The organism is Streptosporangium sp. NPDC004379 (assembly GCF_042873875.1).
Lineage (GTDB): Bacteria > Actinomycetota > Actinomycetes > Streptosporangiales > Streptosporangiaceae > Streptosporangium.
In genome coordinates this window covers 83,489-97,964 of record NZ_JBIAMC010000020.1, presented here as the reverse complement: position 1 = coordinate 97,964, position 14,476 = coordinate 83,489, and the positions used below count along the sequence as shown (strand labels likewise).

12 protein-coding genes are annotated in these 14,476 nt (G+C 72.1%); 5 read left to right on the top strand and 7 right to left on the bottom strand.

Going from position 1 to position 14,476, the window contains the following annotated elements:
- Window positions 1-114 precede the first annotated feature (114 nt).
- From ACFYSC_RS32040 to ACFYSC_RS32025, 4 genes are read left to right on the top strand one after another with little or no spacing between them, the layout of a single operon-like run.
- Window positions 115-1,623, top strand: a complete 1,509-nt coding sequence (locus tag ACFYSC_RS32040; protein WP_389969057.1) for an ABC transporter permease — start codon at window positions 115-117, stop codon at window positions 1,621-1,623.
- Between the two features lie 19 nt (window positions 1,624-1,642).
- Window positions 1,643-2,602 carry an ABC transporter permease gene (locus ACFYSC_RS32035; protein WP_389969055.1) on the top strand — a complete coding sequence of 320 codons (960 nt, stop codon included), beginning with the start codon at window positions 1,643-1,645 and terminating at the stop codon, window positions 2,600-2,602.
- Window positions 2,602-3,759, top strand: a complete 1,158-nt coding sequence (locus tag ACFYSC_RS32030; RefSeq protein ID WP_389969053.1) for an ABC transporter ATP-binding protein — start codon at window positions 2,602-2,604, stop codon at window positions 3,757-3,759. Before ACFYSC_RS32035 ends, ACFYSC_RS32030 begins: the two co-directional genes overlap by 1 nt.
- Complete coding sequence (locus ACFYSC_RS32025) at window positions 3,756-4,790, top strand: dipeptide ABC transporter ATP-binding protein (RefSeq protein ID WP_362937622.1); 1,035 nt, start codon at window positions 3,756-3,758, stop codon at window positions 4,788-4,790. Before ACFYSC_RS32030 ends, ACFYSC_RS32025 begins: the two co-directional genes overlap by 4 nt.
- A 181-nt stretch (window positions 4,791-4,971) precedes the next feature.
- On the opposite strand, the gene ACFYSC_RS32020 is transcribed toward ACFYSC_RS32025, so the two are convergent.
- Together ACFYSC_RS32020 and ACFYSC_RS32015 are read right to left on the bottom strand one after the other, a co-directional pair.
- On the bottom strand, window positions 4,972-5,394 hold the full coding sequence (locus ACFYSC_RS32020; RefSeq protein ID WP_389969050.1) for a HEPN domain-containing protein: 423 nt from the start codon (window positions 5,392-5,394) through the stop codon (window positions 4,972-4,974).
- 26 nt (window positions 5,395-5,420) lie between these two features.
- On the bottom strand, window positions 5,421-6,014 hold the full coding sequence (locus tag ACFYSC_RS32015; protein ID WP_389969048.1) for a helix-turn-helix domain-containing protein: 594 nt from the start codon (window positions 6,012-6,014) through the stop codon (window positions 5,421-5,423).
- A gap of 316 nt (window positions 6,015-6,330) precedes the next feature.
- On the opposite strand from ACFYSC_RS32015, the gene ACFYSC_RS32010 reads away from it, so the two are divergent.
- On the top strand, window positions 6,331-6,720 hold the full coding sequence (locus ACFYSC_RS32010) for a DUF3224 domain-containing protein (protein ID WP_389969046.1): 390 nt from the start codon (window positions 6,331-6,333) through the stop codon (window positions 6,718-6,720).
- A gap of 112 nt (window positions 6,721-6,832) precedes the next feature.
- Here ACFYSC_RS32010 and ACFYSC_RS32005 read toward each other — a convergent pair whose 3' ends face one another.
- Genes ACFYSC_RS32005 through ACFYSC_RS31985 form a run of 5 tightly spaced genes read right to left on the bottom strand, consistent with a single transcriptional unit; the run spans window position 6,833 to window position 14,387 of the window.
- Entirely contained in the window at window positions 6,833-9,745 is a 2,913-nt protein-coding gene (locus ACFYSC_RS32005; RefSeq protein WP_389969044.1) for a DUF5682 family protein, read from the bottom strand.
- Window positions 9,742-10,857, bottom strand: coding sequence for an AAA family ATPase (locus tag ACFYSC_RS32000; RefSeq protein WP_389969042.1), 1,116 nt, complete (start codon window positions 10,855-10,857; stop codon window positions 9,742-9,744). Before ACFYSC_RS32000 ends, ACFYSC_RS32005 begins: the two co-directional genes overlap by 4 nt.
- 28 nt (window positions 10,858-10,885) lie before the next feature.
- The gene (locus ACFYSC_RS31995; RefSeq protein WP_389969040.1) at window positions 10,886-12,487 is read right to left on the bottom strand and encodes a VWA domain-containing protein; all 1,602 of its coding nucleotides are present in this window, start codon (window positions 12,485-12,487) and stop codon (window positions 10,886-10,888) included.
- Entirely contained in the window at window positions 12,484-13,884 is a 1,401-nt protein-coding gene (locus tag ACFYSC_RS31990; RefSeq protein WP_389969038.1) for a hypothetical protein, read from the bottom strand. Before ACFYSC_RS31990 ends, ACFYSC_RS31995 begins: the two co-directional genes overlap by 4 nt.
- Window positions 13,884-14,387, bottom strand: a complete 504-nt coding sequence (locus tag ACFYSC_RS31985) for a hypothetical protein (protein ID WP_389969036.1) — start codon at window positions 14,385-14,387, stop codon at window positions 13,884-13,886. The genes ACFYSC_RS31990 and ACFYSC_RS31985 overlap by 1 nt, the downstream gene beginning before the upstream one ends.
- Window positions 14,388-14,476: the final 89 nt, after the last annotated feature.

Genomic DNA, 14,476 nt, shown 5'->3' with positions numbered 1-14,476 from the left:
CGCGGTTGACGGAAAACAGCAGTCCCCACGGGGCCGGGACCGGGAAGGCCACAAGCCCTCCCGGTCCCGGCCCTGATCCACGCAGTCCCTCTTCCATGAACGGGAGGTGACGAAGTGATCGTCTTCATCGCGCGGAGACTGGTCATCTCGTTCTTCGTCCTCCTGGCGGCGACCTTCATCATCTTCGTCCTCACCGCTTTCGCGGGCGACCCGCTTGAGGACCTCCGCCAGGACAACAGCCCCCAGAAGCTCACCAAGATCGCCGAGCGGTCCGAGCGGATGCAGCTCGACGTCCCCGTCGTGCTGCGCTATCTGGGCTGGCTGGGCCGGATCGTCCGCGGCGATCTCGGCGTGAACCGCGACGGCCAGGCCATCGCCCCCATCCTGAGCGACGCGCTCTCGGCGACCCTGCAGCTCGTGCTCGCCGCGACCGTGCTGGCCATCACGGTCGGCATCGTCATCGGCATCATCTCCGCGCTCCGCCAGTACAGCGGTTTCGACTACACCGTCACCTTCGCCGCCTTCATCTGCTTCTCCCTGCCGCTCTTCTGGGTGGCGGTCATGCTCAAGCAGTACGTCGCCATCGAGTTCAACAACTGGCTGAAGGACCCGGTCATCCCGCCCGCGGTGATCGGCGCCCTCGCCCTGCTCGGCGGCCTGATCTTCGGCGCCCTCACCGTCGGCGACCGCAGGCGCCGGCTCATCGCCTTCGCCGTCGGCCTCGTGGTCGGCGGCGCGCTGTTCACCGTCCTGTCGGTGACCCGTTGGTTCGCCGACCCCGGCCTGGGCACCCCCCTCATCCTGGCCTTCGGCCTGGCCGCCGCGGTCGGTTTCACCGCCCTGACCGCCGGCCTGCAGTATCGCGGCCCGCTGTACGCCACCCTCGCCGCCGCCGTGATCGGCGCGATCTGCTCGCAGATCCTCGGCCCCGTGCTGGCCGACCCGACCTGGCTGGAGATCGGCGGCCTGCTGCTGCTGACGATCGCCGTCTGCCTCGGCCTCGGCTACGTCCTCGGCGGCCTGCAGCGCCGTCAGGCGATGACCGCCGCCACGCTGACCGGCGTGTTCACCGGCGCCATGGTCTTCCTGGACCGGATGCTCCAGGCGTTCGCCGGCTACAGCGACACCGTGCGGCACCGCCCCATCTCGACGATCGGCGCCCGCACCCCCAACTACCAGGGCGACTTCTGGCAGACGGGCCTCGACAGCGCCGGCCACCTGCTGCTGCCGACCATGGCCCTCATCCTGATCTCTCTGGCCACCTACACCCGGTTCAGCCGGGCCAGCATGCTGGAGGTCATGAACCAGGACTACGTGCGCACCGCCCGGGCCAAGGGCCTCCCCGAGCGCACCGTCGTCCTCAAGCACGCCTTCCGCAACGGCCTGATCCCGGTCACCACCATGATGGCCTTCGACCTCGCCGGCGTGATCGGCGGCGCGGTGGTCACCGAGAACGTCTTCGGCTGGCGCGGCATGGGCTTCATGTTCACCAAGGGACTCATGGAGGTGGACCCGGGGCCGGTCATGGCGTTCTTCCTGGTCACCGGGGCCACGGTGGTCGTGTTCAACATGATCGCCGACATCCTCTACGCCTACCTCGACCCGCGCATCCGGCTGTCGTGAAAGCATCGGAGACCCACTCATGACACTCAGCGCACAAGCGCAGGCACCGGATGGCGGCGCCGAGCAGGGCATGACGATCGTCGCCCGCACCCAGGCCCAGATGGTGCGACGGCGGTTCTTCCGGCACCGGGCCGCGCTGGCCGGGATGATCGTCTTCGGCCTGGTCCTCGTGCTCGCTTTCAGCTCCATCGGTTTCGCCGGCATCCCGGGCTGGTGGCACCAGAGCTACATCACCACCGGGGCGCTGGTGAACCAGGGCAAGCCGACGCTCAGCCTGTCGCCGTTCACCATCGGCGACCATCCGTTCGGCCAGGACGACATCGGCGTCGACTACTTCGCCAAGTCCATGCGCGGCGCCCAGCAGTCGATCATCGTCGCCTTCCTGGTCGGCATCGTGGCCACCGTGGTCGGCGCCGTCGTCGGCGCGGTGGCCGGCTACTACCGCGGGCGCGTCGAGGCCGTCCTGATGCGCGTCACCGACGTGATGATCACCATTCCGGTCCTGGTCATCGCCGCCGTCCTCGGCCGCAAGTTCGGTGACGCCGGCGTGGTGCCGCTCGGCATCGTCCTCGGCCTGACGATCTGGCCCACCATGGCCCGCCTGCTGCGCGGCGAGTTCCTCTCGCTGCGGGAGAAGGAGTTCGTGGAGGCGGCCCGCGCGGTCGGCACCCCGGCCCGCCGGATCATCTTCCGGCACATCCTGCCCAACACCATCGGCGTGATCGTGGTCAGCGCGACGCTGGCCACCGCGAACGCGGTGCTGCTGGAGTCGGCGCTGTCGTTCCTCGGCCTGGGCGTGCAGGCCCCCGACACCTCCCTCGGTCAGCTGATCAACGAGTACCGCACCGCGTTCAGCACCCGTCCGTGGCTGTTCTGGTGGCCGGGCATCTTCATCATCGCGATCGCGCTGTCGATCAACTTCATCGGCGACGGCCTGCGCGACGCCTTCGATCCACGACAGACCCGGGTGCGTGCCTGATGACGACTCCTCCCAACGTGCCGATCGAGCCCCGCAAGGGCGACGTGCACACCTACGACATCGCCAGCACCATCCTCGACTCCTCGGGGGAGGTGCACACCGGCCTGCAGCGGGACGCCGTACGGCCCCCGTCGGAGGACGAGATCCTCCGGGTTCAGGACCTGAGCGTGGAGTTCCCGACCGAGGACGGCGTCGTGCACGCGGTCCGCGGCGTCTCCTACAGCCTGCGCGAACGCGAGGTGCTGGGCATCGTCGGCGAGTCGGGCTCCGGCAAGTCGGTCTCCTCCATGGCGGTCATGGGCCTGCTGCCCAAGAGCGCCCGGATCAAGGGCCGGATCCTGTTCCGCGGCGAGGACATGCTGAAGATGTCGCCTCGCAAGCAGCGGGGCCTGCGCGGCCGCAAGATCGCGATGATCTTCCAGGACCCGATGACCGCGCTGAACCCGGTGCACTCGATCGGCGACCAGCTCGCCGAGGCAGTGCTCGCGCACGAGCTGATGCCCCGCAAGAACGCGCTGGCCCGCGCCAAGGAGATGCTCGACCTCGTCGGCATCCCGCAGGCCGAGGCGCGGCTGCGCAGCTACCCGCACGAGTTCTCCGGTGGCATGCGCCAGCGCGCGATGATCGCCATGGCGGTCATCAACAACCCGGACGTCATCATCGCCGACGAGCCGACCACGGCCCTCGACGTGACCGTCCAGGCGCAGATCCTGGAGAAGCTCCTGGAGGTCAAGGACGCGGTCAACGCGGCGATCGTGCTCATCACCCACGACCTCGGCGTCATCGCGGGCATGGCCCACCGGGTGCTGGTGATGTACGCCGGGCGGCCGGTCGAGATCGGCGAAACCGACCCGGTCTTCGAGGGGCCCCGCATGCCGTACACGGCGGGCCTGCTGGGGTCGATCCCGTCGCTGGAGACCTCCGGCAGCCGGCTCCGGCCGATCAAGGGCACTCCCCCGTCGCTGATCAACCTGCCGACCGGCTGTCCCTTCTCGCCGCGCTGCCCGCTGGCCGACGAGGTGTGCCGGACCACCGAGCCGGAGCTGGCCGAGACCGACAGCGGCGGGCACTTCGCGGCCTGCCACCACTGGGACCGGCTGGCCGCGGTCGAGGACCCGACCGTGTTCTTCCGCACCGAGAGCGAGACCAAGGCATGAGTGTGACGACCGAGGAGACGCCCGCCCCGCAGCGGGAGCCGGACAGCGGCGACCACCTGCTCAAGGTCGAGGACCTGGTGATGAACTTCCCGGTCCGCGGCGGCGGTTTCCTGCGCCGGGTGGTGGCGCAGGTGCAGGCGGTCAGCGGCGTGTCCCTGCACGTGGACGAGGGCGAGACCCTCGGCGTGGTGGGCGAGTCGGGCTGCGGCAAGTCCACGACGGGCCGGGCGATCCTGCAGCTGCACAAGCCCACCTCGGGCTCGGTGCGCTTCCAGGGCAAGGAGCTGACCGCCATGTCGGTCAAGGAGCTCCAGCCCGTACGGCGCGACATGCAGATCGTCTTCCAGGACCCCTACGCCTCGCTCAACCCGAAGATGCCGGTCAACGACATCATCGCCGAGCCGCTGAAGGTCCACGAACGCTGGAAGGACGGCGGCCCCGACCGGGTCGCCGAGCTGCTGCGGCTGGTCGGCCTGAACCCCGAGCACGGAAACCGCTACCCGCACGAGTTCTCCGGCGGCCAGCGCCAGCGGGTCGGCATCGCCAGGGCCCTGGCCCTGGAGCCGAAGCTGCTGATCCTCGACGAGCCGGTGTCCGCACTCGACGTGTCGGTCCAGGCGGGCGTGGTGAACCTGCTGGAGGACCTGCAGGACGCGATGGGGCTGGCCTACGTCTTCATCGCCCACGACCTGTCGGTGGTGCGGCACATCTCCGACCGGGTCGCGGTGATGTATCTCGGCAAGGTCATCGAGACCGGCCTGCGGGACGACCTCTACGACCGTCCCGCCCACCCCTACACCCAGGCGCTGCTGTCGGCGGCTCCCATGGCCAACCCGAAGGAGGAGCGCGCCCGCGAGCGCGTCATCCTCACCGGTGACGTGCCGAGCCCGCTGAACCCGCCGAGCGGCTGCCGGTTCCGGACCCGCTGCTGGAAGGCGCAGGACATCTGCGCCACCGAGGAGCCCGCTCTCGTCGACCGCGGCAACGGCCACCCCGTGGCCTGCCACTTCGCCGAGGTCGCCGGAGCCTGACGAAAGCCCCCCGGGAGATCTCCCGGCACCCCCCACAGACGCGCGAGCCGTACGGGACGCCCCCCACCCGTACGGCTCGCGCCTTGTCCGGGCCCCGCGCGCCATCGCCTTCTCCGAGGATGACGAACGGGTGGATCCCGCTCGCGGAAGACGATCCCGAACCGGCCGGCGAAGACCCGGATCAGAACAGGGACAGGCTGGGCATGAGCTCTCCCGCCGCGTCGATCAGCAGTCCGGCCGCGGTGATCGCCGCCGCGGCCTCGCCTTGTTCGACGTCATCGCCTGGCCGCATCGGGTACTCGATCTCATTTCGGCGGCGGCGCAGCGCTCCGAACGACCTGAAGGCATCACCGAACTGGGCACGCAGCACCTCCTCTACGACATAGTGACCACCTGCCGTGGTGGGGCGGAGACCCTGATGGGCCAGCAGCGCCGTACAGGCGTGCCGGGCGGCGTCGTAGGCGAGAATGAACGCGCTGTCCGGATCAGCGGTTATCGCCTGCGCGGTGCGCAATGTCCGCCTGGCTCGTTCCAGCCATTCGGTGCCGTCGGCGGCCGAACCGCCGATCTTCTGGAGCCGCCTCTGCGCGAGCAGGTGTTCCACCTCTGCTCGCCCTTTGGACCAACGCATCACGCACCCTCCCCGGACGGCTCTCCGGCCCAGACCAGCGGCGACGACCGGATCTGCTCGACGAGCGGGTCCGCGGCCTCCTCCCAGCGCTCACGGGACAGGATGACGGGATTCACGGGAATCTCCAGCCGCCGTTCCACCCGATCGGCGGCCTCGTAGACGTCCGCCCGGGAGGGATGCCCTATGACCATGATGTCGATGTCGTTGGGAGGCGGGCCCGGTTCCCCGCGGTAACGGCTCGCCCAGGAACCGAAGATGCCCACCGCCTCCACGTCACGGACGGCGGCGAACTCCTGCTCTACGAGGGCGTGGGGTCCGAACGTCAATGTCAGCAGCTCGGTGAGCGGCCGGGCGTAACGACCGGATGTCTCGGCGCGGATCAGGTGTGCTCTGCCGATCCTGCGGCTGGAAAGAAGGCCGGCCTGTAGCAGGCGGCCCACCTCGCGTTGCATCGTCGTCAGCGGCACGCCGACTCGCCTGGCGAGCTCGGTCAGGGTGAACTCCCGTTCCGGACGAAGGTAGAGGAGCGCGAGCAACTCTGCCTGGTGCCTCGATCGGAAGATCGGCAACAGCGGAGGCGGCTCACTACGCATAGATGAAACTTATCACCCACCTATGCGTAGCGTCTCAGGTTTCGGTGCCGATATCACAGCCTGTCACTCCGCCGAGGTCACCGCATGCCACTTCGCCGAGATGGCCGGAGTCTGGCAGAAGGCCCCGGGAGATCTCCCGGCACCCCCACAGACGCGCGAGCCGTACGGGACGCCCCCCCACCCGTACGGCTCGCGCCTTGTCCGGGCCCCGCGCCGTACCTGACAGGAGCCGACAGGTACGGGCGGCAGGATGAGGTCCGTTCCACGGGCGCGGAAGGCCGGGCCCGTGCCGTACGACGACCGAGGAGCCCCTCAGATGCCCCGCGCCACCGGTACCTTCTCCATCGACAGCTGGGAGCCCGCCCCCTACGACGAGGCGGAGGGGGCCGCGCTCTCCCGGGTCCACGTCGTCAAGACCTTCGACGGCGGTCTGAAGGGCGCCAGCACCACCGACATCATCACCGCCGTCGTCAGTGAGGACTCCGCGGCCTACGCCGGCTTCGAGCGGTTCACCGGCGTCCTCGACGGCCGCGAGGGCACCTTCGTGCTCCACCACAACGCCACCGCCCACGCCGGGGAGTCGGCCCTGAGCTGGACCGTGCTCCCCGGCTCGGGCACCGGCGGTCTGGCCGGCCTCAGCGGCGGAGGGCAGATCGTCAATGACGGCGGCGCCCACTCCTACCACCTGGACTACGAGCTCGGCTGAGCCCTCGCGGGCCGTCCCGCCGCGACCGTCCGGGCGGCCCCGTGGCCCGGACGCCCGGCAGCCCAGGAGGTCCGGCCCTCGGGCGGGATCCAGCCTCCCGGGGATCCGGGTCTCAGGCGCCGAGCAGCGCCGCGACCGCGCCGGTCGCCGCCGGATACCGACCGAGCAGCGCCCGCACCCGCTCCTCCCCCGCGTCCGGCACGCCGCCGGCGGGCCCCTCCGGCCACTCCGGCCACTCCGGCGGGCAGCCGAGCAGTCCGGCCACGGCATCGCACGCCGCGGGGTGCCGCGCCAGCAGACCGGTCACCGGACCGCTCGGCGCGGGCGCCGCCCCGCCGGGCCGGCCGGTCCGGGCGGGACCGGCCAGGCGGTCCCACGGCGGGGTCCATCCGTCCAGCTCGGCCAGCCCGCCGGGGAAGGTCCGGCCCGCCTCCCGGACGAGCACCGGCACCAGCTCCGGCACGTTCCGGCGCAGCGTCGCGATCAGCGTCGGCAGCCACGGCAGCAGGACGGGGTCGGGCAGCCGCGCGAACGCCTTGGACAGCGCCTCCACCACGAACGGCGCCAGCCCCGGGACCGGGTCGAGCGCCTGGACGAACCCGCTCAGGTAGAGCGGGAAGGCGGGGACGACCAGCGGGTTGCCCAGCAGTCCGTCGCACCGGGCGCGCAGCTCCTCCCTCGGGAGCAGGCCCAGCTGCGTCTCGGCGGCCCACAGCAGCGCCACCTTGGCCGGGGCCTCCGGGTGCGACTGCCGTACGGCCAGCTCCAGCTGGGTCCGGTCGCAGCCCAGGGACAGCGCCAGGCCCTCCATGGAGAACAGGAAGCCCAGCATCGCGCCGACCTGGCGGACACCGCTGTCGTCGGCGAAGGCGGACGGCAGCAGCGTGCAGTAGTGGGCGTACCCGGCGGTGACGAACGCCTCGCACCAGGCCGGCAGGCCCGGCGCGGCGGCGCGGTGGTGGGCCAGCAGCCGCCGCATCCGGCGCAGCACCTCGGGGGCGTCGTCGACGGTGCGCTCGGCGGCCAGCAGCTCCACCGCGCGGGCGCCCAGCTCGTCGGCGAAGCGGCCGCCGCCCAGGTAGAGGATGGCGTCCTCCACCGCCTCCAGCGCGGTCCCCGCGGTGGCCCGCGGGTCCCGGACCTTGCGGCGCAGCCGCTGCTCCAGCACCTGCTCGACGGTGACGCCCTCGTAGCCCAGCTCGACGATGGACCGCTGGTGGCGGCCGATCGCCAGGTCCCAGCTCTCCTGGATGGGCCGCTCACCGAGGCGCCGCACCCCCATGATGGGCCGGGCCGCGTCGTCGGGCAGCAGGTAGCGCAGCATCCACAGCAGGTCCGAGCACGGCCGGAGCTCCGGGTTCGCCGTCAGGTCCAGCAGAACCCGCTGCTGGGTGCGCCGGCCCAGGTCGATCCCCAGGGGCTCCAGCCGGTCGTAGACGTCACGGGCCAGCGGGGGAAGCGCCTCATAGCCGACCACGCCGACCCGGTCGCCGCCCAGCAGGATCTCGCACAGGCGGCGGACGTCGCGACGGCCGGGCACCGCGTCCTTCTCGATGCAGGTCACCGCGGCGTCGGCGAAGTCGTACGGCGTCGGCCTGGCCCGGCCGCGCACCCCCGCGAGCAGGATCGACGTCTCGAACACCGCGATGGCGTCGGCCGTGCTGGCGAGGTAACCGTTGCGGCGGGCCAGCCGCACGATGTCCACGCACCACCCGCGCAGCTCGTCCTCGTCCAGGCCGTCCAGCGCGGGCGGGGCGGCCAGGAACCCCGACAGCCGGTCGGGGGCCGGCTCCGGCGCCGCCGCCGTGACCGCCTTCCCGGCCTTCCCGTTCTTCCCGGCCTTCCCGGATCTGGCGCGGCCGCCCTGCTGCCCCGCCAGCCGGTACGGCGTGACACCGCCGCGGGTCGCGGCCTTTGCCCAGGTCGCCGCGGCGATCGACACCGACCCCTGGGCCAGTCCGAACTGCGCCTCGATGGCCGAGTGGCTGGAGGGGATGAGCCCGTACAGCCAGTCGGTGGCCGTGCGGGGGGTGATGACGTACGGAGGCGCGCCGGACTCCAGGCCGAACTCGGCGACCCGGCTGACGGCGTGGAAGGCGCCGCACACGTACAGGCACTCCGCCGGGTCGGCGCCGGACGCGGCGAGGTGCTCCCGGATCCGGGTCCACATGTAGCGCTCGCGCTCCTCGTCGACGGCCAGGCGGTCGCCGTCGGAGGGGCGCAGCCGGCGGAACAGGCTGCCGATCAGCGCCATGGCCTGCCGGTAGGTGTCGTGGTCCGCGCCGGTCAGCGGCTGCTCGACGTACTGGTCCCACCACTCCGACCAGTGGCGGACCTTGCCGTGGTGCAGCAGGTACGCCTCCAGCTCGGCGAAGCCGGGCCGCAGGTCGCCGATCTCCACACCCACGGCGTCGCCGTGCAGGGCCGCCTCCTCGTCCCGCCCGTCGTCGGCCTCACCGGCCGGGGAGGCCGGAGCGACCGCACCGCCCGGGGAGGCCGGGGCGCCCGGGGAGGCGTGGCCGTCCGGAGCGCCTCCGGACCCGTCGCCGGCCGGCTCCCGGGGCAGCCACTGGAAGACGTGGTCCACCGAGCGGTCCACCAGCACCAGCTCGACACCGGGGGTCTCCAGCGCGTAGGCGATGGCCTGGTACTCCGCCGACGCCTCGGTCACCGGCGCCACCACGCTCAGCGGGCCCGAGCCGGGCGGGAAGCCGTCCAGCCGGGTGGCGAACGCCTGCAGCGCCACCGGCAGCCGGCAGTTGCGCAGCTCGGAGAGGAGCGGCTGCAGGTCCTCGCACAGCTCCAGGTAGACGACCTTGGGCCGCTTGCCGCGCAGCCGCCGCGTCATGGCCAGCGCGGAGGCCGGCGAGTGGTGGCACACCGGGAAGATCTCCAGCTTCTCCCCCAGCATCCGGTCGACGTCGTCGACCATGCCGGCCAGGATGCCGGACAGGGCGTCCCCGCCGCCGGAGAACGCCTCGGCGGCGTCGAGGAGCTGCTCGCGCAGCGCGTCGAAGGCGCTCATGACAGCGTCGAGATCGCCTGGCGGCCGCCCTCGAGGAAGCCGGTCCACTCCCCGCCGTCCTTGCGGCTGCGCGGCTCGACGACGCCGTGCCAGTACTTGTTCAGGATCGCGAGGTCCTCGGGGGAACGCCTGGCCAGCGACCCCACCAGGGCGCCGCCCAGCGTCTCGGCGCGCAGCGCCCGGTCGCCGAAGAAGTGACTGTGCAGGATGGCGTCCTCCAGCACGCCGATCTGCTCGGCGGTGGACAGCGCCGACTCCAGCCTCTCGTCCTCGCTCGCGGCCGACGCCGCGGCGGCGCGCAGGTCGGCGAAGCTCTGCAGCAGGACGTCCAGCAGCGTGGGCGGCACGTCCAGCTCGATGCTGTGGCGGCGCAGCAGCTCCGTGGTGCGGAAACGGACGATCTCCGCCTCGCTGGTCCTGTTCGTCACCACCGGGATGCGGACGAAGTTGAACCGCCGCTTCAGCGCCGAGGACAGGTCGTTGACGCCCCGGTCACGGCTGTTGGCCGTGGCGATGATCGAGAAACCGGGCCGGGCGAACACGGTGTTGTCGGTGTCGAGCTCGGGGATGGACACGTACTTCTCGGACAGGATCGAGATCAGCGCGTCCTGCACGTCGCTGGTCGAGCGGGTCAGCTCCTCGAAGCGGCCGATCATGCCCCGCTCCATCGCCGTCATGATCGGCGAGGGGATCATCGACTCGCGGGACTGCCCCTTGGCGATCACCATGGAGACGTTCCAGGAGTACTTGATGTGATCCTCCGTGGTGCCCGCCGTACCCTGGACGACCAGGGTGGAGTTGCGGCAGATGGCGGCCGACAGCAGCTCGGCCAGCCAGCTCTTGCCCGTTCCCGGGTCGCCGATCAGCAGCAGGCCGCGGTCGGAGGCGAGCGTCACGATGCTGCGCTCGACGAAGCTCCGGTCACCGAACCACTTCTGCGGGATCTCCCGGTCCAGGCCGTCGGAACGCTCGGAGCCGAGGACGAAGAGCCGGACCATCCGGGGGCTGAGCCGCCAGGAGAACGGCTTGGGCCCGTCGTCCACGGACTCCAGCCAGTCGAGCTCCTCGGCGTACTTCACTTCGGCGGGCGCGCGCAGCATCTCGTTGTTCATCAGGGGTTTCTCCTAAACGGGGAGGTTCTCAGGCGAGGAAGTTCTTCAGCTCGACGACGAGCTTGCGGATGTGTCCGGAGATGACCGGCGTGCCGAGGTTCTTGAGCTTCTGCCGGAACCACGGGTTGACGCTCTGCTGGCCGCCGCTGCTCACCGAGCCCACGGGGATGACCCGGACGCCGGAGCGGTGCAGCGACTCCATCCCGGCGAAGACGGCGTCGCAGTTCCACTCGTAGAAGTCCGAGATCCACACGACCACGGTGTTGCGCGGGTCGGCGACCTTCGGCTGGGCGAGGGCCAGTGCGGCCGTGCCGTCGGTGCCGCCGCCGAGCTGCGTGCGCAGCAGCACCTCGAACGGGTCGTGCACCCAGGGGGTGAGGTCGAGCGCGCGGGTGTCGTAGGCGATGAGGTGCACGTCGACCTTGGGCAGCCCGGCGAAGATCGAGGCCAGGATGGTGCAGTTCACCATGGCGTCGACCATCGAGCCCGACTGGTCGACGACCACGATCACCCGGGCCGGGGTGACGCGCTTGGCGGTCCGCCGGTAGTACAGCCGGTCGACGTAGAGCCGCTGGTCCTCGGGGTTGTAGTTGACGAGGTTCTTCCAGACGGTGCGCTCGACGTCGAGGTTGCGGAACACCCGCTTGGGCGGGATCGACCGGTCGACGACTCCCGCGCTGGCCTTGGCGACCTGCGTGCGCAGCACCTCGGCGACCTCGTCGACGAACCTGCGGATCAGCGCCTTGGCGTTGGCCAGCGCCACACCCGAAAGGTTGGCCTTGTCGCGCAACAGCTGCTCGACGAGCGACATGCTGGGGGTGAGCCGCTTCGCCAGGGCGGGGTCGGCCAGGACCTCGCGCAGCCGCATGCGGCGGACCAGGTCGGCCTCCAGGTCGGCCAGCACCCCGGACAGCTCGCGGCCGCTCTCGCCGTATCCCGTGCCGGGACCGTGTCCCGCACCCGCGCCGTGTCCCGCGCCGGGCCCGCCGGAGCCGCTCCCGGAACCCGGGCCCGCGCCCGGACCGGTCCCCGCGCCGGGCCCGGCGCCGGGCCCGCCGGAGCCCGCCGCGGCTCCCGGAGCACCGCCCTGGGCGCCGCCCGGAGCGCCGCACGCGCCGAGGGCCTGCGTCAGCCAGCCGGCGTCCTGCTGCCAGGCCGCCAGCTGCGTCGCGGTGACGTCGCCCGCCCCGGTGTCGAAGACGTTGAGCAGCAGCTTCGACACCAGGGCGGCCCTGCGGACCTCGTCACCGGGCACGGGCTCCCCCGGCGCGAACAGGTCCCGGAACTCGCCGGCCAGCTCGGGGAAGCGCTGCACCAGCGTGTCGACCGACACGGAGGGGTCGAGCAGCGCCGCGGGCAGTCCGAGATCGCCGACGACCGCCATGCTCGCGGTCTCCAGTGCGGGCTGCTCGTCGTGGTCGAAGAGGCGGGCCAGCAGCCGCCAGTAGAGCACCTGCCGCCGGTTCCGCGCGGCGCCGGCGGGGAGGCCGTCGCCGGCCGCGGGACCGCCGGCCGGGGCGTCCGCACCTTGGAGGGCGTCCGTACCTCCGGCCGCGCCCCCGTCCGTACGGATGTCGCCCGTGTGGATGTCAGCCGTGTGGATGTCAGCCGTGTGGATGTCGTCGCTCATCTCCGCAGCAACCGCCCGGCTCGCTCGCGCAGCACCGCGACCGGGTCTCCGGCCCTGGCCTCGGCCTTCACCGCCTTGGGATCGGTGGGGCCGAGCGCCCAGTCGCCGGTGGCGACCTCGACCGTCTCCTTCTTCACCTTCGTCTGTACGGCGAGCGGCTGCAGCAGCCAGCGGCCGCCGTCCCAGCGGAGCAGCCCGACGCACGCCGTGGAGCCCGCCACCAGCTTCGGGGTGAGCGGGCCGCAGGCGGGCAGCCGCTCGGTGTCCACGGCGAGCACGTTGCCGCCCAGGTCGAACGAGCCGTCCTTGGTGACCTTGTAGTCCTCCACCAGCACGGGTTCGGCGAGGCGCACCGGGACGCGGTCCAGGGGCGGCACCGCCGGGGCGAGCGCGCCCGCGAGGTGCAGCCGGGCGGCGGTGAAGGGGTCGGCGGGCCTGCCCGGCAGGGCGCGGTCGTCGTCCCAGAGCAGGTCGCCGCCGTCGAGCAGCGGCAGGTCCGTGACGTCCAGGCAGCGGCGGTCCGCCAGCGCGGTCAGCAGCGCGCCGTGGCGCTGCGGCAGCCTCCACATCGCGGGACCGGTGATGGTGTCCACCTTCGCGGCGGTGACTCCGGTCCGCACCAGCCTGGGCCTGCCGCCGTCCGCGGGTTCCAGGACGGCGTGGACCTGGAACTGGACGGCGGTGCCGTGCTCGTGCACGTCGACGCCGAGGATCAGCAGCCGTCCCGACACCGTCTCCACGGGCCGGGGAGCGCCGGAGGGGACGCCGTCGTGCGACAGCAGCACGGCCCGGGTCCACAGGTCGGCCCAGCGGCGGACCGGCAGGTGCTCCATCGTGCCGACCGGGCAGGAGGCGCGCAGCTCGGCGGCGAGGCCGTCCAGCAGCACCGCGAGCCTGCGCCTCCCCGGTACGGCCGGCAGCGCCTCGGCGACCTGGTCCGCGGCGGAGACGAGGTCGTGGTCGACGCCCCGCCATCCGGTGATCGCCAGCTCGCGCAGCCAGGATCGGACCCCGCCGAACGGACTCGCCGCGTCGTCCTCCCCGGGCTCCGGCCCGGCGCTCCAGGGGGCGCGCTCGCGGCCCAGCGCCGCGTCCAGGCCGGCGAGCAGGGCGTCGTGCACGGCGCCGAGCAGCGCGGCCCGGCCGCCGGCCAGGGCCGTCAGGTGGTCCTCGGTGATCGAGCCGGAGGCGACCCCGGCGGCGGCCTCGGCCAGCCGCCCGCCGATCGGGGTGGCCGCGAACGCCCCGGCCAGCGCGGCCAGCGCCTCAGTATGCTCCTCGGCGAGCCGGGCCAGGCCGTGCACCAGGGCGTCGTCGAAGCCGTTCACCAGGCCGAGCGCCTCCCCGGTGCCCTCGGGTTCGCCGTCGAGCAGTGTGGCCAGCTGTACGGCGAGCATCAGGCCACCGTCCCCGAGGACGGGAACCAGTGCAGTTCGGGGATCGGCTCGGTGGTGTCGGGGATCTCCAGGTAGGCCAGGTGGCGCAGGAAGCGGCTGAACACCATGGCCGCCGGGGCGGGCTGGTGGGAGCCGTTCAGGCAGCCGACCAGGTCGCCGCCCTCGGGGACGTCGACCCGCAGGTAGCGGGCCACGCGGCCGAGGCCGTACTGCAGAACCGCCTCGGCGGCGAGGGCGCGCAGGTGTTTGCACGGCGCGCCGTACAGGCCGCCGCAGGGGCGGTTGTTGTTGGTGCTGCAGTTGTAGGCGTGGGTTCCGGCGGCGATGGAGGAGACGTAGACCCGGCCGATGTCCGAGCCGCTCGACACCACGCCCTGCAGCCGGCCGTCCGCCAGCTCGACGAAGGGCACCTTCGCCAGCCTCCGGGGCTGGACGGGCGGCACCACCCGCACCCTGCTCAGATGTTCCCGCACGGCTCCGCCGCCGGGTGAACTTTCGATCATGGTCAGGGACCGTAGTAGATCACTCCGACAGAAATCCGCGGAAAAGAGTCACTCCCTCGCGAGGACGTCCCACCGGCACGCGAGCGCCC

What these genes read in the sequence shown, in the direction of transcription:
- ACFYSC_RS31995 (WP_389969040.1), bottom strand. Translation starts at nt 12,487, where the DNA reads ATGAGCGACGACATCCACACGGCTGACATCCACACGGCTGACATCCAC.
- ACFYSC_RS32015 (WP_389969048.1), bottom strand. Translation starts at nt 6,014, where the DNA reads ATGCGTAGTGAGCCGCCTCCGCTGTTGCCGATCTTCCGATCGAGGCAC.
- ACFYSC_RS31985 (WP_389969036.1), bottom strand. Translation starts at nt 14,387, where the DNA reads ATGATCGAAAGTTCACCCGGCGGCGGAGCCGTGCGGGAACATCTGAGC.
- ACFYSC_RS32005 (WP_389969044.1), bottom strand. Translation starts at nt 9,745, where the DNA reads ATGAGCGCCTTCGACGCGCTGCGCGAGCAGCTCCTCGACGCCGCCGAG.
- ACFYSC_RS32025 (WP_362937622.1), top strand. Translation starts at nt 3,756, where the DNA reads ATGAGTGTGACGACCGAGGAGACGCCCGCCCCGCAGCGGGAGCCGGAC.
- ACFYSC_RS32000 (WP_389969042.1), bottom strand. Translation starts at nt 10,857, where the DNA reads ATGAACAACGAGATGCTGCGCGCGCCCGCCGAAGTGAAGTACGCCGAG.
- ACFYSC_RS32010 (WP_389969046.1), top strand. Translation starts at nt 6,331, where the DNA reads ATGCCCCGCGCCACCGGTACCTTCTCCATCGACAGCTGGGAGCCCGCC.
- ACFYSC_RS32035 (WP_389969055.1), top strand. Translation starts at nt 1,643, where the DNA reads ATGACACTCAGCGCACAAGCGCAGGCACCGGATGGCGGCGCCGAGCAG.
- ACFYSC_RS31990 (WP_389969038.1), bottom strand. Translation starts at nt 13,884, where the DNA reads ATGCTCGCCGTACAGCTGGCCACACTGCTCGACGGCGAACCCGAGGGC.
- ACFYSC_RS32030 (WP_389969053.1), top strand. Translation starts at nt 2,602, where the DNA reads ATGACGACTCCTCCCAACGTGCCGATCGAGCCCCGCAAGGGCGACGTG.